Here is a 19,518-nt window from a genome sequence, read left to right as displayed (position 1 = left end):
GTTGGGCACTACGGTGCTGTGTTGTCGCCACTGGCCTCATCGCCGGCAAGCCGGCTCCCACAGTAATGGCGGGAACCTTGTAAACGGTGCGATACAGGTAGGCACCGCACATGCATCGACCCCAGCTCGCAGAGGGTCCGAATACATCAGACTAAAGTCGCAGAAGAAAAGCTTGTCAATATCCCGTCAAAAAATTCGTTCGGTATTGATAACGCGATACAACTCGCTGTTTTTAATGGCACTTATGAAAAGTTCAAAGTCTTTATAGAGCGAAAAGATATTACCGAGTGTTTCAGTGCAACCTACGCTGCTGCATGTGGGAGCAACGCAGCGTTTTGGACCATTCGCCCTGAGAGCGACCCGCCTGCGAGCCGACCAGAAGCCACAACTACCGCTGTACGGGCCGCCGCAAGGGCTTCCCGATTGTGATAAAGGGAGGCTCCCGATGCACAAGCCGCCACGCCCCCGTTCCGAGCTGGCTGAGGTGTTGTTTCGCCTGCGCCGCAGCTTTTTTGCCCTGGCCGCCTTCAGCGGCGTGATAAACGTCATGATGTTGACGCCAGCAATTTATATGTTGCAGGTGTACGACCGCGCCCTGGTCAGCCGCAATGTCACTACCCTGTCGATGCTTACCCTGCTGGTGATCGGCTTGTTCATGCTGATGTCGGCCCTGGAGATGGTCCGCACCCGCGTACTGATCCGGGTCGGCAACTTCCTCGACATGGACCTCAACCGGCGCATCTTCAGCGCAGCCTTCGAGCGCAACCTGAGCCGCGCCGGCGGCAACCCGGCCCAGGCCCTGCAGGACCTTGCGCAGGTGCGCCAGTTTCTGACCGGCAACGGCCTGTTCGCCTTCTTCGATGCCCCCTGGACACCGATCTACCTGCTGGTCTGCTACCTGATCCATCCACTGCTGGGGCTGGTGACGCTGATCGGCTCGCTGATCCTGGTGGGCCTGGCCTACCTCACCGAGAAGGCGACGCAAAAACCGTTGGCCGAAGCCAACCAGGCGGCCATGTCGTCGGCCAGCTACGCCAACAACAACCTGCGCAACGCCGAAGTGATCGAAGCCATGGGCATGCTGCCGGCGATCGGCAAGCGCTGGTACCAGGGCCACTTGCGCATCCTGCAGATGCAGACCCTGGCCTCGGACCGTGCTGCGGTGATCAGCAGCACCGGGCGTTTCGTGCGCATTACCTTGCAGTCGGTGATCCTCGGTGCCGGCGCACTGCTGGCGATCGAAGGCAAGATCACCCCCGGCATGATGATCGCCTGCTCCATCCTCACCGGCCGCGCCCTGGCCCCGGTGGAGCAGGTGATCGCCGCATGGAAGCAACTGCTGGGCTGCCGTTCCGCCTGGGGCCGGCTCAACGACCTGCTGCACGACTACCCGCAGCGGCCACCGAGCATGTCGCTGCAGCGGCCAATGGGCATGCTGGCCGTGGAAAACGTGGTTGCCGGCGCCCCCGGCACCAGCAATAGCATCGTGCGCGGGGTGAGCTTCAGCCTGGTCCCGGGTGAAAGCCTGGGCATCATCGGCCCCTCCGCTTCGGGCAAGTCCACCCTCGCCCGCCTGCTGGTAGGCGTGTGGCCGACCCAGGCCGGCAAGGTGCGCCTGGACGGCGCCGACATCTTCACCTGGAACAAGGCCGAACTCGGCCCGTGGCTCGGCTACCTGCCGCAGGACGTGGAGTTGTTCGAAGGCACCATCGCCGAGAACATCGCACGCTTCGCCGAAGTGGACAGCGAAGCGGTGATCCGCGCTGCCCGCAGCAGCGGCGTGCACGACATGATCCTGCGCTTCCCGCAGGGTTACGACACCCGCCTGGCCGCCGACGGCAGCCCGCTGTCCGGCGGCCAGAAGCAGCGCATCGCCCTGGCCCGTGCGCTGTACGGCGAGCCGAACCTGGTGGTGCTGGACGAGCCCAACGCCAACCTTGATGACGTTGGCGAAAAGGCCCTGGTCGATGCGCTGGCCGAACTCAAGGCGCGCGGGGCCACGGTAATCCTGATTTCCCACCGGCCCAATGTGCTGTGCGCGGTCGACAAGGTGCTGATGCTGCGTGACGGTACCGTGCACATGCTCGGCAGCCGCGACGAAGTGTTCGCTGCGCTGCGCAAGGCCAGCGTGATCCCGGCGGCGACCGCAGCGCCGCTGGCCTCGGTAAAAGTACGGGAGTGATCGATCATGCAGATGACCCAACACACCGAGTTGATTCCCGCCGAGGCCCGCAACAGTATCGACCTGGACATGGGCCGGCCGGCACGCTGGGGCGTATGGATGGTCATCGCCGGCTTTGGCGGTTTCCTGCTGTGGTCGTGCCTGGCGCCACTGGATGCCGGGGTAGTCGCCACCGGCACGGTAAAGGTCACCAGCAACCGCAAGGCGGTGCAGCACCTGACCGGCGGCACGGTCGAGGCGATCCTGGTGCGTGAAGGCGACAGGGTGAAGAAAGGCCAGGAGGTGGTACGCCTGGACGCCCTGCGCGCGGTGGCCGAACAGGGCGCGATCAGTGCCCAGTACATCGTCAGCAAGACCGTGGAAAACCGCCTGGAAGCCGAGCGCGATGGCCGCGACAAGGTCACCTTCGACCCTGCCCTGCTCAAGCACTACGGCAACGACCCGCGCCTGCTGGCAGCCATGGACCTGCAACAGCGCCTGCTGGACACCCGCCGCGCGGGCCTTGCCGGCGAACTGAGCATCCTCGAGGAAAACCTGGCCGCCACGGCGGTGCAGCTCAAGGGCCTGCAACAGGTGTACGGCGCCCGCGCCTCGCAGATCGGCTTCCTCAACCAGGAGCTGCAAGGTACACGCGTGCTGGCCGCCGAAGGTTATGTGCCACGCAACCGCCTGCTGGAGCTGGAGCGCAACAATGCCGACCTGTCCGCCGGCCAGGCCGAAAACCTCAACAACATTGCCCGGGCGCGCAGCCAGGCCACCGAGATCAAGCTGCGCATCCTGCAACGCCAGCACGACTACCTCAAGGAAGTGGAATCGCAACTGACCGATACCGCCAAGGAGAACACCACCCTGGCCGATCGCCTGCGCGCGCTGGACTATGAAGTGACCCATACAGTGATTCGCTCGCCGATCGACGGCATGGTCCAGGCCCTGAGCATCGCCACGGTCGGCGGCATCATCCAGCCTGGGGCCAAGATCATGGAGGTGGTGCCGCTCGACCAGCCGTTGCAGGTCGACGCGATGATCCCGGTGCAGGCCATCGACAAGATGGTGCCCGGCCTGGACGTGGACCTCGCCTTCCCGGCCTTCAACCATGCGAAGACGCCGAATATTCCGGGACGGGTCATGACCATTTCCGCCGACCGCCTGATGGACGAAGAGAGCAAGCAGCCGTACTACCTGGCCCAGGTGGAAGTGACGCAGGGCGGCATGGGCCTGTTGGGCAGCAACCACATCCGCCCCGGCATGCCGGCCACCGTCACCATCAAGACCGGCGAGCGCAACCTGCTCAGCTACCTGCTCAAGCCGATGCTCGAACGCGTGGACGCCTCGTTCAAGGAGCAATGACATGAATCGCCCGTGCCTGATGTTGTGCCTGTTGGGGTTGTCCGTACAGGCCAGTGCCATGGACCTGAAGCAAGCCTGGGACCTGCTGCAGTACCAGGGCCCGATCTACCGCGCCGCGGTGCACGAGAAAGAAGCCGGCAGCGAGAACCGCGCCATCGGCCAGGCCGGCCTGCTGCCGCAGATCAACGCTGCCGGCTACTTCAACAGGGTCAATGGCAGCCAACGTCAGAATGGCCGGGACAGCGACCTGGACTATGACTCCAAGGGCGCCAACGTGCGGTTGCGCCAACCGCTGTTCAACAAGCAGAAGATGGCCGAATACCGTCAGGGCCAGCAGCGTGCGGACTACAGCGTGGCGGTGTTCGATGCCAAGAGCCAGGACGCCGCGGTGCGCCTGGCCGAGGCTTACTTCGACGTGCTGCTGGCCAGCGAAACCATCACCCTGGCCAAGGCCAAGCTGAATGCCTTCGAAGAGCAATTGGCGTCGGCGAAGCGCCGCATGGAGCTGGGTGCCGGCACCATCACCGACATCGACGAGTCGGTAGCCCGTCGCGACCTGGCCGAGGCCGACCTGATCGAGGCCCAGGACAACCTGGTCAACGCCCGCCGCAAGCTGGAGGAATATATTGGTGAAACGCCGGAGTCGCTGACCACCTTGCAGCCGGGCTTCAACACCCCGCCGCTGATGCCGGGCAACCTGCAGGACTGGCTGGTCAAGGCCCAGGCCGACAGCCCGTTGATCCATGCGCGCCGGCACAGCTATGAGCTGGCCGAAGAAGAAGTGAACCGCGCCCGCGCCGGGCACTGGCCAACCCTGGATTTCGTGGCGGGCTATACCGCCGGCAGCAGCCAGTCGATTTCCGAACTGAACCAGCGCAACCACTACAGTTCGATCGGGCTGGAGCTGAACATTCCGCTGTACAGCGGTGGCAGCACCAGCGCCCTCACCCGCCAGGCCAGCGCCAACAGTTCCAAGGCCCTGGATGAACTGGACGCCACGCGCCAGGAAGTGATCTCCGGCACCACCCGCGAGTACCGCGGCGTGCAGAGTGGCGCCTTGCGCATTCAGGCGCTGGAAAAGGCCGTGGCCTCCAACGAACGCTCGCTGCTTTCGGCCCGCAAGGGTTTCAGGGAAGGCGGCACCAGCACCAACTCGGATGTGCTCAATGCCGAGGAACTGCTGTTTGACGCCCGCCACGACCTGTTCGAGGCCAAGCTCAACTACCTGATGTCGCGGCTGCGCCTGGCGTCATCGGTGGGCAACCTTGGGGATGATGATATCGAGCAGATCAACGACTACCTCGGGCCGGAGCTGGTGGTAAGCAATTGATAGCAAACCGGGTGCCCTGTGGGAGCGGGTTTACCCGCGAAGCAGGCGACGCGGTGGGTGGCACCGGCTTCGCCGGTGTTCGCGGGTGAACCCGCTCCCACAGGTGCGGCATATTCATTCAGCTCCCGTAGGGCATATGGCGCCTACCGCAATTTGTTCCATTTCAGGCTATGATCGGTCACCCCGCCGCGGACGCCCTGCCCCATGCCCGTAGACCTCCAAGCGTTGTACCCCAGGCTGATCCACCTGATGCTGGACACGGTGTTCGTGGTCGACAGGGACAACCAGATCGTTTTCGTCAGCGATGCCTGCGAGGCGCTGCTGGGCTACCGGGCCTGCGAACTGATCGGCACGCCGATCACCGACTACATGCACCCTGACGACCTGGCGATCACCCGCGCATCGATCGTCCGGGTGATGAACGGCCAACCCCATTACGACTTCCGCAACCGCTACATCCGCAAGGATGGCGGTATCGTGCATATCCTGTGGGCGGCCTCCTGGTCCGATGAGGCCAATGCCCGCATCGGTGTGGCGCGGGATGTCACCGCCCAGCGTCACGCCGAGGAAGAGCTGCGCTTCCTGGCCCACCATGACCCACTCACCCGCCTGGCCAACCGGGCCATGTTCAACGAGCGGCTGGATACTGCCCTCGCCGCGGCCCGCCATCACAACCAACCGCTTGCGTTGCTGTTCATCGATATCAATGACTTCAAGGACATCAACGATAACCACGGCCACAGCGTGGGTGACCGGGTGCTCTGCACCCTGGCGCGGCGCCTGGAAGGCTGCGTAGGTGCGACCGATACAGTGGCGCGGATGGGCGGTGACGAGTTCACCGTGCTGCTGACCGACTACGCGTCGCCAGAGGCCATTGCCGAGCAGGTAGCACGCATCCTGGCAGCCATGGCCGAGCCACTCGGCGCCGAGTTTGCGGGCATCGGCGCGCCATCCTGCAGCATTGGCGTGGCCCGTTTCCCCGAAGACGGCAACGATGCCGACATGCTGCTGCGCCATGCCGATGGCGATATGTACCGGATCAAGCGACAGCGCACTGCGGCCGGCTGAGCGCTCTGGCGGCCGCAGGCGGAATCGAGCACAACGGAGATGACCATGCGCAACCCTGAAGACGCCTTGCTCGACAGCTGGCAGCACAACGCCCAGGCCTGGATCGATGCGGTGCGCAGCGGCAGCATCGAGAGCCGTCGCCAGGTCACCGACCAGGCCATCCTGCTGGCCATTCTGGGCCGCCAGCCCGAACGGGTGCTCGACCTGGGCTGTGGTGAAGGCTGGCTGCTGCGCGCGCTGGGCGACCGGGGTGTGGAGGCGGTAGGTGTGGACGGTGAGCGGGCGCTGGTGGATGCCGCGCGCGCTGCGGGCTCCGCCGAGGTGCACCTGGCCAGCTACGCAAAGCTGGCCGCTGGGCAGGCCTGTGTCGGCAAGGACTATGACCTGATCTGTGCCAACTTCGCCCTGTTGCAGCAGGACATCATCCCGCTGCTGACGGCGATGAATGCGTTGCTGGTGCCCGGCGGTGCGCTGGTGATCCAGACCCTGCACCCGTGGGGCATGGCGGATGGGGATTACCAGGATGGCTGGCGGGAGGAGTCGTTTGCCGGGTTCGCCGGGGATTGGCAGGTGATGCCGTGGTACTTCCGCACCTTGGCCAGCTGGCTGAATGCGCTGGACATGGCGGGGTTGCGGCTGGTCGGCTTGCAGGAGCCACAGCACCCGCAGAGCGCGCTGCCGCAGTCGTTGCTGCTGGTGGCTGAGCGGCCTTGAAGCATACGCGGTCGGTGCAGGAGCGGCCTTGTGTCGCGATGGGCCGCAAAGCGGCCCCCAAGTTCATGCAGCATCGCTGAAATCCTGGGGCCGCCTTGCGGCCCATCGCGACAAAAGGCCGCTCCTACAGGGACCGCGCCGGGTTCAGAGGACCGGCTTGCGCGCCGCCCCGCTGCGGGCCTTGGCCATGGCCGCCAGGCGCACCGCGACGTTGGCCGCACCGTAACCGGCATACCCCCCCTTGCGCTGGATGATCTCGAAGAAGAAACGCTCTTCGAACGGCTCGGTGTACACGTGGAACAGCTCGCCGCCCTGGGCATCGCGGTCGTACAGCACGTTGTAGTAGGCCAGTTCGCTGAGGAACTCGTCGTCGAAATCGAAACGCGCCGCCAGGTCGTCGTAGTAGTTCAGCGGAATCTCCAGCAACGGTACCCCTGCCAGTTTGGCCCGCGCCACTTCGCGGAAAATGTCGTCGCAATCGAAGGCGATGTGATGCACGCCCGAACCGCGATAGCTGGACAGCGCATGGGCGATGGCGGTGTTGCGGTTTTCCGAGATGTTCAGCGGCAAGCGCAGGGTGCCGCACTGGCTACGCAGGGCGCGGCTCTTGACCAGGCCATAAGGGTCCGGCAGCACCACTTCGTCGTCCGCAGCGAAATCGAACAGGCTCTTGTAGAACAACACCCAGCTGTCCAGCGACTCGGCCGGCAGGGCCAGGGCCATGTGGTCGATACGGCGCAGGCCGCCGCTGGCGCTGGCGTTCTTGTCCAGGCTGAAGTCGGTGTCGTACAGGGTCTGGCCGGCAGTGCCCTGCTCCACCAGATACAGCAGGCTGCCATCTGGCGCACGTACCGCCGGCACTTCACACTCGTTGGGCCCGACCAGGCCACGGAACGGCTGGCCACGGAAGGCGGTGGCGCGCTTCAGGGCGGCTTGCTGGTCCTTGACTCGCAGCGCGGTGGCGCACAGCGACGGCCCGTGGGCCTCGAAGAAGTTGTGGCCGAAAGAATAGGGTTCGGCGTTCAGCACAATGTTGATATCGCCCTGGCGCAGCAACTGCACTTCTTTGCTGCGGTGCTTGCCGGCTTCGGCAAAGCCCAGGCGCTTGAGCCAACTGCCCAGGCGCGCGCCGACGGCTTCGTCGACTGCAAACTCGAGGAACTCCACGCCGTCATAGGCACTGGCCGCCGGTGGTGTAAACAGCACACCGGGCTCGATCGAGGTACCTTCCTGCTCCAGGCGCAGGCGGGTGTGTTCTTCGAGGTACAGCAGCGAACGCAGCCCGTCGGCGGCATTCTGCCGGGGCGGTGCGGCGCGGAAGCCGTCGTTGAAGATTTCCAGCGACAGCGGCCCGCGGTAGCCGGTGGCAAGAATTGGCGCCAGGAAACCGGCCATGTCCATCTCGCCCTGCCCCGGGAAGCAACGGAAGTGGCGGCTCCACTCCAGCACATCCATGGCCAGGATCGGCGCATCAGCCATTTGCACGAAAAAGATCTTGTCGCCAGGGATGTCGCGGATCGCGCTCGGGTCGCCCTTGAGCGACAAGGTGTGGAAGCTGTCGAGGATCACCCCGAGGGCCGGGTGGTCGGCCTGGCGCACCAGGTTCCAGACTTGCTGGTAGGTGTTGACGTGGCGGCCCCAGGCCAGGGCTTCGTAGCCAATGCGCAGGCCGCGCTTGCCGGCGTGCTCGGCCAGCAGGCGCAGGTCGTCGACCAACAGTTGTTCTTCGCCCAAGGCATCGGCCTGGACGTTGCTGCATACCAGCACCAGGTCGGTGCCCAGTTCCTGCATCAGGTCGAACTTGCGCTCGGCGCGGTCAAGGTTTTTCTGCAGGCGGTCGCGGCGGCAGCCCTCGAAATCGCGGAACGGCTGGAACAGGGTGATGGCAATACCCAGGTCTGCGCACATCTGCCGTACCTGGCGCGGGCTGCCAGCGTAATAGAGCAGGTCGTTTTCGAAGATCTCGACGCCGTCAAATCCGGCGGCGGCGATGGCTTCGAGCTTTTCCGGCAGGGTGCCGCTCAAGGACACGGTAGCGATCGAACGCTGCATGGCGGGAGTTCCTTGTTGTTGGAGGATTACAGTGCAGTCAAGGCCAGGGCCAGCCCTGGAAAATCAGGACCACAGTTCCTGGCACGATCGATTATTCGCAGGTAAAGTCGTCGCTTCAATCCCTTTGTACGGAATGGTTAGTTTTGCGTTCGATTATCGCACAATACCGGTTTTAGCGAATTGCCAGCCCACTGGCCCGTGGTCAACATGAACCACAGACGCAGGCACACCGACCCTCGCCTCCTGCCTTGGCGAATCTCCAGCGGAACCTGTGCAAACAACAATAACAACGGAGACAACGATGGCTCACTCCAGCTCTCAAGCCAAGAAAGCGACCGCCAGTGGATGGATAGGCTCGGCACTCGAGTACTACGACTTCTTCATCTACGCCCAGGCTGCTGCGCTGATTTTCCCGCAGATCTTCTTCCCCAACACCGACCCGAAAATGGCCATCATTGCCTCGCTGGCCACCTACGGCGTGGGTTACCTGGCGCGCCCGGTCGGCGCCTTCGTGCTGGGCCACTGGGGTGACACCCGCGGCCGCAAGAACGTACTGCTGCTGTGCATGTTCCTGATGGGCCTTTCGACCATGGCTGTCGGCCTGTTGCCCACCTACCACGACATCGGCCTGCTCGCCCCGGCCTTGCTGGTGCTGCTGCGCCTGGTCCAGGGCTTTGCCGTGGCCGGTGAAATCTCCGGTGCCAGTTCGATGATCATGGAGCATGCGCCATTCGGTCGACGGGGCTACTACGCCAGCTTCACCCTGCAAGGCGTGCAGGCTGGCCAGGTGCTGGCGGCGGCGGTGTTCCTGCCTCTGGCCTACTTCATGCCCAGCGAAGCCTTCAACGACTGGGGCTGGCGTATTCCATTCCTGATGAGTGCCATCGTGTTGATCGCCGGTTTCATCATCCGTAAGGAAGTGCACGAAACTCCGGCATTCGTGAAAGAAGAGAAGCAGGACAAAGTCGCCAGGTCGCCGATCAGCGAGGCCTTCCGCCACAGCTGGAAGCACATGGTGCTGGTGATGTTCATGGCTTTGATGAACGTGATCCCTGTGGTAGCGACCATCTTCGGTGCGGCCTACGCGGTGCAGCCGGCCTATGGCATCGGCTTCGACAAGAGCGTGTACCTGTGGATACCGGTAGTCGGCAACATCGTCGCGGTGCTGGTGATTCCGTTTGTCGGCAACCTGTCCGACAAGATCGGCCGTCGCCCGACCATGATCGCCGGCTGCCTGGGCTCGGGCCTGCTGGCCTTCGTCTACCTGTACGCGATCAGCATCCAGAACGTACCGCTGGCGTTCGCCTCGTCGATCGTGATGTGGGGCATGGTGTACCAGGGTTACAACGCGGTGTTCCCAAGCTTCTACCCAGAGCTGTTCCACACCCGCTACCGCGTTTCGGCCATGGCCATCGCGCAGAACATCGGCACCATGCTGACCGCCATGCTGCCGGCACTGTTCGCCCTGGTTGCCCCGCCAGGTTCGGACAACATCCCGCTGGTGGTCGGTGGCCTGGCGTTCTTCATCACCTGCGTGTGCGCCCTGGCAGCGTACATTGCCCCGGAAACCCATCGCCTGGCGATGGAAGACCTGGGTAACCCGGATGCCAAGCCGATGGACAAGACCGCGTATGAGGCTAGCCGTAAAGGGAGCTTTCAGGCGGTGAGCCACTGACCGATTGCAGGGGGCTGCTCTGCAGCCCATTCGCGGGCAAGCCCGCTCCCACAGGGTCGCATCAAGCTTTAGGCCGATGCAGTCCCTGTGGGAGCGGGCTTGCCCGCGAATGGGCCGCAGCGCGGCCCCGGCAGTTTCAGCCCTTGACCACTTCCTGCAGGCGCGCCCAAAGCTGTTCGACATGCTCCCGCTCGGTCGGCAACGCGCCAATCGACACCCGCACCATCCACCGCCCATCCAGCGTCGCCGGCGTCACATAGGCATCCCCGGACGCATTCAGCCGTTCGGCCCAGCCCTTGGTATGCGCATCCAGCGCCTCCCCTTCCAGCCCCGCCGGCCGATGGCGAATGCACAATGTCTGCAACTGCACCGGCGCCAGCACTTCCCACTGCGCCGCCGCCCCGATTTGCCCGGCAAGCCACTGGGCATTGTCCAGGTCACGCCGCAGCCGTGCCTGCAAGGCCTCGACGCCCTCGCTGCGCAGCATGAACCACAGCTTCAATGCGCGGAACCGGCGGCCCAGCGGGATACCCCAGTCACGCAGGTTCTTCACCTCGCCATCCACCGCCGACTGCAGGTAGCTGGGGTTGGTGCTCATCACTCGGATCAGGTGCTGCGGGTCGCGCACGTAGTAGATCGAACAATCGAAGGCCACGCCCAGCCACTTGTGCGCGTTGACCACCAGCGAATCGGCTAGCTCGATGCCGTCCCACATCCAGCGGCATTCCGGCAGGATCATCGCCGAGCCGGCCATGGCCGAGTCCACATGCAGCCACAGGCCATGGGCCTGGGCGATCTCGCCGATCGGCCGCAGCGGGTCGATGGCCGTGGTGGCGGTGGTGCCGGTGGTCGCGACCACGGCGCAGGGCTGGTTGCCGGCGGCCAGGTCCTGCTCGATCGCCGCCTGCAGTGCTTCCGGGCGCAGGGCGTAGCGTTCGTCGGTCGGGATCAGGCGGATATTGTCGCGGCCAAAACCGGCCAGCAAAGCGGCTTTGTCCACCGAGCTGTGGGCGTGCGCGCTGACATAGACGATCAGCGGCCTGGCCTCGGCTTGCAGGCCGCCGCGGACCAGTGCGTAGTCGCTGGCGCGTTCCCGCGCGCAGATCAGCGCCACCAGGGTGCTGGTGGATGCGGTGTCCTGGATCACCCCACTCCATTGGCCAGACAGGCCGAGCAGCTGACGCAGCCAGTCGAGGGTGGTTTCCTCCAGTTCGCTCAGGGCCGGGCTGGACTGCCACGACAGGCCCAGCACGCCCAGGCCGGTGCTGAGGAAATCACCGAGGACCGACGAGAGGGTGCCGTTGGAAGGGAAGTAACCGTAGAAGTCCGGGTGCTGCCAATGGGACAGGCCGGGCATGACCAGCTGGTTGACGTCGTCGAGGATCGCTGCGAAAGGCTCGCCTTGCCGGGGGGCTTGAGCGGGCAGCGCGGCCTTGAGGTAGCCGGGTTCGACTTGCGCCATGACCGGGCGCTCGCCCACGGTCTGGCGGTAGTCGGCGATCAGGTCGATCAGTTGGTGGCCGTACTGGCGGAATTGTTCGGGGGTCACCTGGGGGTCTCCTGTGGGTGGTTCGCTGGCTGTACTGGCCTCTTCGCGGGTGAACCCGCTCCCACAGATACCCCACAGCTTTCAGAAACTGTGGCGGTCCTGTGGGAGCGGGTTCACCCGCGAAGAGGCCAGTACAGGCAACACAATGTCCCCAGTCTAGGCACCTATCCGCAGGCGAATAACCCCGCTTCGCGCATAGCTGCTATGGCAAACCCGCATGCCCACCCTGCACACCGAACTGCGACTGGCGCCACAGCTCGAACACTCGGTTGCGCAACCAGCGGTGCTCTGCCGAAGCCTGCAGGCGCTGGTGCCATACCACCCAGTAGCGCTGGCTGTGGTCGATGAAGCCCAACGGCCGCCAGGCCAGGTCGTGCAGGCGGCACAGCTGCCGGGCGATGTGCTCGGGCACGGTGGCCAGCGCTTGGCTGTTGGCGATCACCTGCACGGTGGCCGAGAAGAACGGCACTTCCAGGCTGACCCGCCGTTGCAGGCCCTGGGCGCGCAAGTGGCGGTCGATGAAGCTGTCCTTGTCGCCACCGCCGGAAATTCGCACATGCTTGTGCGCCAGGTAGTCAGCCTGGCTGAGTGCGCCGTGGGCAGCCAGCGGATGGTCGTGACGCATCAGGCACACTGCGCGGTCCTCGCCCAACAGCCGACCGTGCAGGTTGGGTGGCGACTCGTCGAACAAGGTGGTGGCCAGGTCGATCTCGCCACTGGCCAGCAAGGCGTACTGGCCGGCCTGCCAGGTGCGGTACTCCAGCGATACGCCCGGTGCTTCGCGCTCCAGCGCCGCCACCAGCAGCGGCAGCATGTGCTCGGCCACGTAGTCCGAAGCGGCCAGGCAGAAACGCCGCTCGCAGCGCGCCGGGTCGAATACCGCGGGCTGGCGCAGGGCGTGCAGCTCTTCGAGAACCTGGCGCAGGGGTTCGACCAGGGCTTCGGCGTGTTCACTGAGCACGTAACCACGGCCCTGGCGAACCAGCAACGGGTCGTCGAAGGCTTCGCGCAGGTGGGCCAGCTGGCGGCTGAGGGCAGACTGGCTGACGCCCAGGCGCTCGGCGGCATGGCTGAGGTTCTTCAGCTGCAGCAGGTGGTCGAGGGTGCGCAGGTGGGCGAGGCTGAGGGAGGCGAAGGTGGGGTTCATCGGGGTTCAGCTCCAGACCGCTGGCGAGGGCTTTGCCCTCGTTTCGCGACACAAGGCCGCTCCCACATGGGTCATGCGTTCCCCTGTAGGAGCGGCCTTGTGTCGCGATGGGCCGCAAAGCGGCCCCGGATACGCAGATCAGTCAGTCAGACCAACATAAACGTTCTGCACATCATCGTTCTCGTCGATCGCCTCGAGGAACGCTTCCACCTCGGCCAGCGCTTCGGCACTCAGGCTGGCCGCGCTCACCGGGTTCTTCGGGGTGTAGCCGATCTTCGCCGAAGTCACGGTGAAGCCATGCTCCGGCAGGGCCTTCTGCACCGCGTCCAGGTCGGTGGTGTCGGTGATGAACAGGGTCGAACCCTCTTCGTCGCCTTCCTCGAAGTCCTGCGCACCGGCTTCGATGGCTGCCATTTCCGGGTCAGCGTCACCGTTCGGGGTGGCTTCGATCAGGCCGACATGGTTGAAGTCCCAGGCCACCGAACCGCTGGCACCCAGCTGGCCCTTGCGGAACAGCACGCGAATCTGCGCGACGGTACGGTTGACGTTGTCGGTCAGGCACTCGACGATCAGCGGTACCTGGTGCGGGGCGAAGCCTTCGTAGCTTACCGCCGAGTACTGCACGGCATCGCCGTCCAGGCCCGCGCCCTTGCGGATTGCGCGCTCCAGGGTCTCGCGGGTCATCGAAGCCTTCTTGGCCTGCTCGATGGCCAGGCGCAGGCGTGGGTTCATGTCCGGGTCGGCGCCGGACTTGGCGGCGATCTGGATCTCTTTGGACAGCTTGCCCATGATCTTGCCTTTGGCGTTGGCCGCGGCTTCTTTATGTTTGGCTTTCCACTGTGCGCCCATGTCGACTCTCTTGTTTCAGCGGCCGGTTCAGGAAGCGACCGGCCAAAAGTGGGTGCAGTTTATACGCCCTCCGGCCTGTGTTCGACAAGAAATCGCTGGGGCCGCTTCGCGACCCAATCGCGACACAAGGCCGCTCCTACAGAAGAAGCGCGCCAATCTGGGCTTGCGCGTCCCCCTGTAGGAGCGGCCTTGTGTCGCGACAGGGGTGCGAAGCGCCCCCAAAAAATCAGCCTTTATCGGCCTTGCCCGCCGCCGCCGCAAACCGCGCCAGCCGCACATCCAGCCTCCGCGGCCGCAGCCCACGGTCCTCGGCCCGCTCCTTGCGGCGGATGGCATTACGCACCATCAGCGAGCCCAGGTAGCGGATCGGCTCGGGCGGGAACAGCCCCAGCGGCCCCTTGACCAGCGGCGAACGGGTCCATGGGTTGTCCAGCCCCAGTGCCAGCGACGACAGAATCTGCCCCCCCATGTGGCACGGCCCGACGCCGCTGCCGGAATAACCAAAGCCATAGAACACGTTGCCCTGCCCGTCCAGCCGGCCAAAGAACGGCAAACCGGTCACCGAGCGGTCGGACGGCCCGTTCCAGCTGGCCGCCAGCGGCACCTCGGCCAGCGCCGGGAAAAACCCGCCCAGGCTTTCACGCAGCAGCGGCCGGTACGGCGAAGGCTGGTCGAACACCGGCAGCATGCGCCCGCCATAGGCGAAGGTATTGCCGCCCTTGCCGAGCATCAGCCGACCATCGGAGGTGTTGTGGTAGTAATGCACGAATATCCGCGAATCGAGCACGCTGATACCGCTGTCCAGGCCGATCTGGTGCAGCAGTTCGGGGCAAGGTTCGGTAATTACCATGTCGCTGGAAACAATCGCCACGCTGCGCTCGAACTGCGGGAAAGCCCGCGCCATCCAGGCATTCAGGCCCAATACCACGCGGTCGGCACGCACCGTGCCTTGGGCCGTGCGCACCTGCACCGGGGTGCCGTGCTCCAGGCCGGTCATGGCGGTGCCCTCATGGATGCGCACGCCACGCTGCAAGGCCACCCGGCGCAGGCCGCGCACCAGCTTGCCCGGTTGCACTGTGGCCGCGGCCGGCGAGAACCAGCCTTCCAGGTGCCGCGCCGAACCCGCCAGGCGCTGCACCTGTTCCAGCGGCAGGCGGCTGAACGAATTGATCCCCTTGCGCTCCAGTGCGGCCACCACCGCATCGGTGGCACCGACCTGGGCGGCATTGGTGGCGGTGTACAGCGTGCCGTCCAGGCGGTAGTCGCAGTCGATGCCATTGGCCGCGCAGAACGTGCCGATTTCACCGATGCTGCGCTCCGACTCACGCACCAGGCGCACCGCCTCGGCCACCCCGAACAGCCGCTCGAGGGTGAAGTACTTGGCCGACCAGGACAGCGCACAGCCACCATTGCGGCCACTGGCTCCAGCGCCGCAGATATCGGCCTCGATCAGCACGATATCCAGGGCCGGCACCGCTTCCTTGAGCATCAGTGCGGTCCACAGGCCGGTATAGCCGCCACCGACGATACACACATCGCAACGGGCATCGCCTTGCAGCGGCGGGCAGACTGCCTCTTGCGCCGAATCCAGGGCCTGTTGCAGCCAGAAGGGTCTCATTCGCTCGCTTTCCTTTCAGGTACGCAGTGGCTTGATTGCCATGCTGGTATTCGGTGCCACGTCATTGCTTTGCGCAGCGCTGGCCGGGCGGCTGTTCCAGTGCGGCAGCAGCACAAGTGCAGAGAACAGCGCGCAGCCGGCGAACACGATGAACACCGTGACGCCATCGAAGTACCCCGGCAGCAGCCCGCCCAACACCGCCCCCACCGAGCCGCAGCCGTTGACGAAGCCAGCCGCGGTGGCGCCGGCCTTGGCGGTGCCGAAGTCGATGGCCGCGGCGCCACTGATCATCGAGTCCGGCCCGTACAGGGTCAGGCCCATGACGAACAGCAGGGCCACCACCAGGATCACGCTGCCGGTGTGCATGGCCGCCATGAAGGCCGCCAGGGCCATGGTCAGCAGCACCAGGCTGATGACGCAGGCCGGCATGCGTCGTGCGCCGAACAGCTTGTCGGAGGCCAGGCCGATGATGATCGGGCCGAGCAACCCAGCCAGTTCGAAGGCTGTCGGGATGATCGCTGCACCCACCTTGCCCACGGAGGGCATCTGCTCGAAGACGATCACCGGCCCCCACAGCAGGATGGCGTAGCGCGCCGGTTTCAACAGGAAGTACGCCAGGCCCAGGGTCAGCACCGTGCGGTTGCGCATGATCTCCTTCAGCGGCGCCCACACGCTGCACAGGTTGCCGGCCGGGGCCATGCTCTGCGGCTCGGGCTCTACTGCCGGCAGGCCGACGTCTTCAGGCTTGTTGCGCTGCAGGAAGAAGAACAGCACGGCCACCAGCGCCACCACCGCGGCACTGGAGAAGAACGCCGCGTGCCAGGTACCGACCAGGGTATAGGCCCACCAGCCGGCGAACGGCGAAGCCACCAGGCCGCCGAAGGCATAGCAGGAACTCCACAGGCCCAGCACCCGCCCACGCTGCGATGCCGGGAAGAAGCTGCCAATGTTCTTGCACAACCCGGCCCAGCCGGTGGATTGCGCCAGCCCCTGCACCAGCATGCAGGTGGCAAAGATCGGGAAGGTGGCGTAACTGCCCATCACCACCGCCGCCGCCGCAGAAATCAGCAGGCCGCCGAGTACCACCACGCGTGGGCCAAAGCGGTCGGCAAGCATGCCCCAGGTGAACTGGCCTACGGCGTAGGCGGCCAGGTAGATGGCATCGAGGTTGGCCATGGCGGCCTTGTCGAGCATGAAGTTGGGGTCTTCACCGATGCCCAGCTTGGCCACCGAGAAGGCCTTGCGGGTGAAGTAGAAGGCGGCGTAGGCCAGCCAGGTAATGGCGAAAATCTGGATACGCCAGCGTTTGAACGCGGCTAGGGATTGGTTCATGTAAGTCTGACCTCTTGCTCAAGTGTGCCGGCAGAATGTGAAGAAACGCCTGTCTTGTTCTTGTGTTACGCACAGCGATGACGAGGCTGTCATCGGGTCAGATGGCGCCGTGTGGGTGCCATGGCCCTGGCGGCACTTGTGGTGCCAGCGTCGGGCTGACATGCATGGAAACAGTTGCGCTAAGATAAATAAAATCGATTTATCGTATTTCACACATAAGCCCAGCTTGTTACTGAGGTGGTCATGTCGGTTTCCCACGCACAACTCAAGGCCTTCCATGCCGTGGCGGTTCACGGCAGCTTTACCCGCGCCGCGGAAAAACTGTTTCTTACCCAGCCCGCGGTGTCGGACCAGGTGCGCAAACTGGAGGAGCGCTTCGGCGTCTTGCTGTTCCACCGCAACAAACGGTCGGTGCAGCTCACCGACCTCGGCGAGCGCCTGCTGGGCATCAGCCAGCGCCTTTTCGCCTGCGAGGCCGAGGCCCATGAACTGCTGCAGGATTCGCGTGCGCTGCACACCGGCAGCCTGGTGCTGGCGGTGGACGCGCCGGTGCATGTACTGCCGCAGATCGCCCGCTTTTGCCAACGCTACCCGGGCATCCAGGTAAAGATCGAGACTGGCAACACCGACGAGTCGCTGGCCCGACTGTTCAGCTACCAGGCCGACCTGGCCCTGCTGGGGCGGGATGTGGACGATGAGCGGCTGCATTGCCTGCCGCTGCGTCGCGACCCGATGGTGGCGTTTGTCTCCCACCAGCACCCGTGGGCCAGCCGCGGCGCGATCAGCCTGGCGGACCTGGACGATACGCCGTTGGTGCTGCGCGAGCCCGGGTCGGTGACGCGGCAGACGCTGGAAGAAGAAATGCAACGGGCCGGGCTGCGGATTCGCCCGGCGATCCAGGTGGAAGGTCGCGAAGCGGCGCGCGAAGCGGTGGTGGTGGGGATTGGTGTGGGAGTGGTGTCGGCGGCGGAGTTTGGTGCGGATGCGCGGGTGTGCGCGTTGCCGATCGTCGATTGCCAGCGGCACTTGACCGAGACACTGGTGTGCCTGAGCGAACAGCGAACGCGGCGGGTGGTGGCGACCTTCCTGCAGATGGTGGAGGAAGGGTTGTAAACCTGTGCCGGCCTCTTCGCGGGCAAGCCCGCTCCCACAGGGACCGCACCAGAGCTCAGATTGGCGCAGTACCTGTGGGGGACCAATACAGGCAGCTCTCACAGGTATTCCACAGCACTCGAGCTCTGTGGAGTATCTGTGGGAGCGGGTTCACCCGCGAAGAGGCCGCTACAGGCAACCCAACTATGCTGGGATAACCTCCTTCTCCGGCATTCAACCCATGCTCTACCGCCTGGCCGCCGACACCCTGGTGCTGCTGCACCTGGCCTTCATCCTGCTGGTGCTGTTCGGCGGCCTGCTGGTGCTGCGCTGGCGCCCTGCCCTGCTGCTGCACCTGCCGGCCCTGGCTTGGGGCCTGGCGGTGGAGTGCCTGCACCTGGGCTGCCCGCTGACCACCTGGGAGAACCGCATGCGCAGCGCGGCCGGTGACGCGGGCTACCAGGGAGGCTTCGTCGAGCACTACATCTGGCCGTTGATCTACCCCGCCGGGCTGACCCCGCACCTCCAGCTGCTGCTAGGCACTTTCGTGCTCCTGCTCAACCTCGGCATCTACAGTTACGCGGCCTGGCGCTGGCGCCGGCCTAGCGGGTAGCGACCACGAACAAGCGCGGGAACGGCAACAGCACCTTGCCGTCGCTGGCCGGCGGATAGTCGCGCTGCATGGCTTGCAGGTACATCTGCAGGAAGTCGGCCTGCTCCCGTTCATCGAGCTTGGCCAGATATGGCCTCAGCGCCGAACCCTTGAACCATTCCACCACCGCTTCAGCGCCGCCCATCAGCGGGTGGTGATAGGTGGTGCGCCAAACATCCACGCGCGCACACAGCGGGCTGAGCAGGTCGTAGTAGAACGCTGCGTTGTGCCGCGGCGGCAGCTGGAAATCGGCAAATTTCGTTGCCCAAGGGCCTTGGCTGGCGATCTCGCGCAATTGCCGGTGGGCCGGCTCGTCAAGGTTGTCGGGGGTCTGCACGGCCAGGCTGGCACCCTCGCTCAACTGGCGCACCAGGTGCGGGTACAGCGAGGCGTGGTCGGGTACCCATTGCAGCGAGGCGTTGGCCAGGATCAGGTCCTGCGGTTCGGGGGCGGACCAGCCGGCAATGTCACCGATGACCATGCGCACGCGGGGGATGCACAGCCGTTTGCGCTCGCGGGCCTTGTCGATCATGTCCGGGTCGCTGTCCAGGGCCGTCACCTGGGCATCCGGGTAACGTTGCAGCAGCACCTCGGTGGAATTGCCAGGGCCACAGCCCAGGTCGGTGGCGTGGCGGACCGGGCGTGGTGGCACAGCGGCGAGCAGGTCGCGCACGGCACGGGTGCGCTCGTCTTCAAAAAGGGAATATTGGGTGGCGGACCAGGCCATGTGAAGCTCCTCTGGGCGGGCAATGTGTGTTCAGCATATGCCATGTAACAGGCGGCGCGATCCCTGTAGGAGCGGCCTTGTGTCGCGATCGGGCCGCAAGGCGGCCCCAGCGATAGTCGCAGCAATCGAGAAATCTGGGGCCGCTTTGCGGCCCGATCGCGACACAAGGCCGCTCCTACAACGG

General features: G+C 65.0%; 15 protein-coding genes. 8 read left to right on the top strand and 7 right to left on the bottom strand.

All coding sequences use genetic code 11. The features are described 5' to 3' along the window. Positions 1-445 precede the first annotated feature (445 nt). The 5 genes from R9B85_RS22675 (at position 446) to R9B85_RS22655 (ending at position 6,641) form a co-directional block, all read left to right on the top strand. On the top strand, positions 446-2,182 hold the full coding sequence (locus R9B85_RS22675) for a type I secretion system permease/ATPase (protein WP_375149213.1): 1,737 nt from the start codon (positions 446-448) through the stop codon (positions 2,180-2,182). Positions 2,183-2,188: 6 nt separating this feature from the next. Then, positions 2,189-3,529, top strand: a complete 1,341-nt coding sequence (locus tag R9B85_RS22670; protein ID WP_423770593.1) for an HlyD family type I secretion periplasmic adaptor subunit — start codon at positions 2,189-2,191, stop codon at positions 3,527-3,529. Between the two features lies 1 nt (position 3,530). Next, a complete protein-coding gene (locus R9B85_RS22665) occupies positions 3,531-4,859 on the top strand; it encodes a TolC family outer membrane protein (protein WP_207879110.1) in 1,329 nt (442 codons plus the stop codon). 204 nt (positions 4,860-5,063) lie between these two features. Further along, positions 5,064-5,927 carry a sensor domain-containing diguanylate cyclase gene (locus R9B85_RS22660; protein ID WP_207879108.1) on the top strand — a complete coding sequence of 288 codons (864 nt, stop codon included), beginning with the start codon at positions 5,064-5,066 and terminating at the stop codon, positions 5,925-5,927. Between the two features lie 45 nt (positions 5,928-5,972). Then, complete coding sequence (locus R9B85_RS22655; protein WP_112252234.1) at positions 5,973-6,641, top strand: class I SAM-dependent methyltransferase; 669 nt, start codon at positions 5,973-5,975, stop codon at positions 6,639-6,641. Positions 6,642-6,785: 144 nt separating this feature from the next. On the opposite strand, the gene quiC is transcribed toward R9B85_RS22655, so the two are convergent. Continuing rightward, positions 6,786-8,693, bottom strand: coding sequence for a 3-dehydroshikimate dehydratase QuiC (gene quiC, locus R9B85_RS22650; protein ID WP_423770592.1), 1,908 nt, complete (start codon positions 8,691-8,693; stop codon positions 6,786-6,788). Between the two features lie 301 nt (positions 8,694-8,994). Between quiC and R9B85_RS22645 the strand changes: the two genes are divergently transcribed. After that, the gene (locus R9B85_RS22645; RefSeq protein WP_207879104.1) at positions 8,995-10,368 is read left to right on the top strand and encodes an MFS transporter; all 1,374 of its coding nucleotides are present in this window, start codon (positions 8,995-8,997) and stop codon (positions 10,366-10,368) included. Positions 10,369-10,504: 136 nt separating this feature from the next. On the opposite strand, the gene R9B85_RS22640 is transcribed toward R9B85_RS22645, so the two are convergent. The 5 genes from R9B85_RS22640 to R9B85_RS22620 all read right to left on the bottom strand — a co-directional run bounded on the left by R9B85_RS22640 (position 10,505) and on the right by R9B85_RS22620 (position 16,863). Then, positions 10,505-11,917, bottom strand: a complete 1,413-nt coding sequence (locus R9B85_RS22640) for a DOPA decarboxylase (protein ID WP_112252237.1) — start codon at positions 11,915-11,917, stop codon at positions 10,505-10,507. Between the two features lie 202 nt (positions 11,918-12,119). Beyond that, a complete protein-coding gene (locus tag R9B85_RS22635) occupies positions 12,120-13,064 on the bottom strand; it encodes a LysR family transcriptional regulator (RefSeq protein WP_112252238.1) in 945 nt (314 codons plus the stop codon). A gap of 138 nt (positions 13,065-13,202) precedes the next feature. Continuing rightward, positions 13,203-13,913: a YebC/PmpR family DNA-binding transcriptional regulator gene (locus R9B85_RS22630; RefSeq protein WP_013972055.1), complete on the bottom strand. Its 711-nt coding sequence runs from the start codon at positions 13,911-13,913 to the stop codon at positions 13,203-13,205. Between the two features lie 226 nt (positions 13,914-14,139). Then, complete coding sequence (locus R9B85_RS22625) at positions 14,140-15,531, bottom strand: FAD-dependent oxidoreductase (protein WP_112252239.1); 1,392 nt, start codon at positions 15,529-15,531, stop codon at positions 14,140-14,142. Between the two features lie 15 nt (positions 15,532-15,546). Then, entirely contained in the window at positions 15,547-16,863 is a 1,317-nt protein-coding gene (locus R9B85_RS22620; protein WP_112252240.1) for an MFS transporter, read from the bottom strand. A 243-nt stretch (positions 16,864-17,106) separates the two neighbouring features. Between R9B85_RS22620 and R9B85_RS22615 the strand changes: the two genes are divergently transcribed. Both R9B85_RS22615 and R9B85_RS22610 read left to right on the top strand, forming a co-directional pair. Then, positions 17,107-17,976 carry a LysR substrate-binding domain-containing protein gene (locus tag R9B85_RS22615; RefSeq protein ID WP_013972053.1) on the top strand — a complete coding sequence of 290 codons (870 nt, stop codon included), beginning with the start codon at positions 17,107-17,109 and terminating at the stop codon, positions 17,974-17,976. A gap of 220 nt (positions 17,977-18,196) precedes the next feature. Then, a complete protein-coding gene (locus R9B85_RS22610) occupies positions 18,197-18,568 on the top strand; it encodes a DUF2784 domain-containing protein (RefSeq protein ID WP_252378990.1) in 372 nt (123 codons plus the stop codon). On the opposite strand, the gene tam is transcribed toward R9B85_RS22610, so the two are convergent. After that, positions 18,558-19,334, bottom strand: a complete 777-nt coding sequence (gene tam / locus R9B85_RS22605; protein ID WP_112252242.1) for a trans-aconitate 2-methyltransferase — start codon at positions 19,332-19,334, stop codon at positions 18,558-18,560. The two genes, R9B85_RS22610 and tam, sit on opposite strands and share 11 nt — an antisense overlap. Between the last annotated feature and the right edge of the window lie 184 nt (positions 19,335-19,518).

Origin of the sequence: Pseudomonas sp. NLJ1, assembly GCF_049486705.1 — a bacterium.
Taxonomy (GTDB): domain Bacteria; phylum Pseudomonadota; class Gammaproteobacteria; order Pseudomonadales; family Pseudomonadaceae; genus Aquipseudomonas; species Aquipseudomonas inefficax.
The sequence above is the reverse complement of the archived record's forward strand: the minus strand, read 5'-3'. Positions and strand labels throughout refer to the sequence as shown.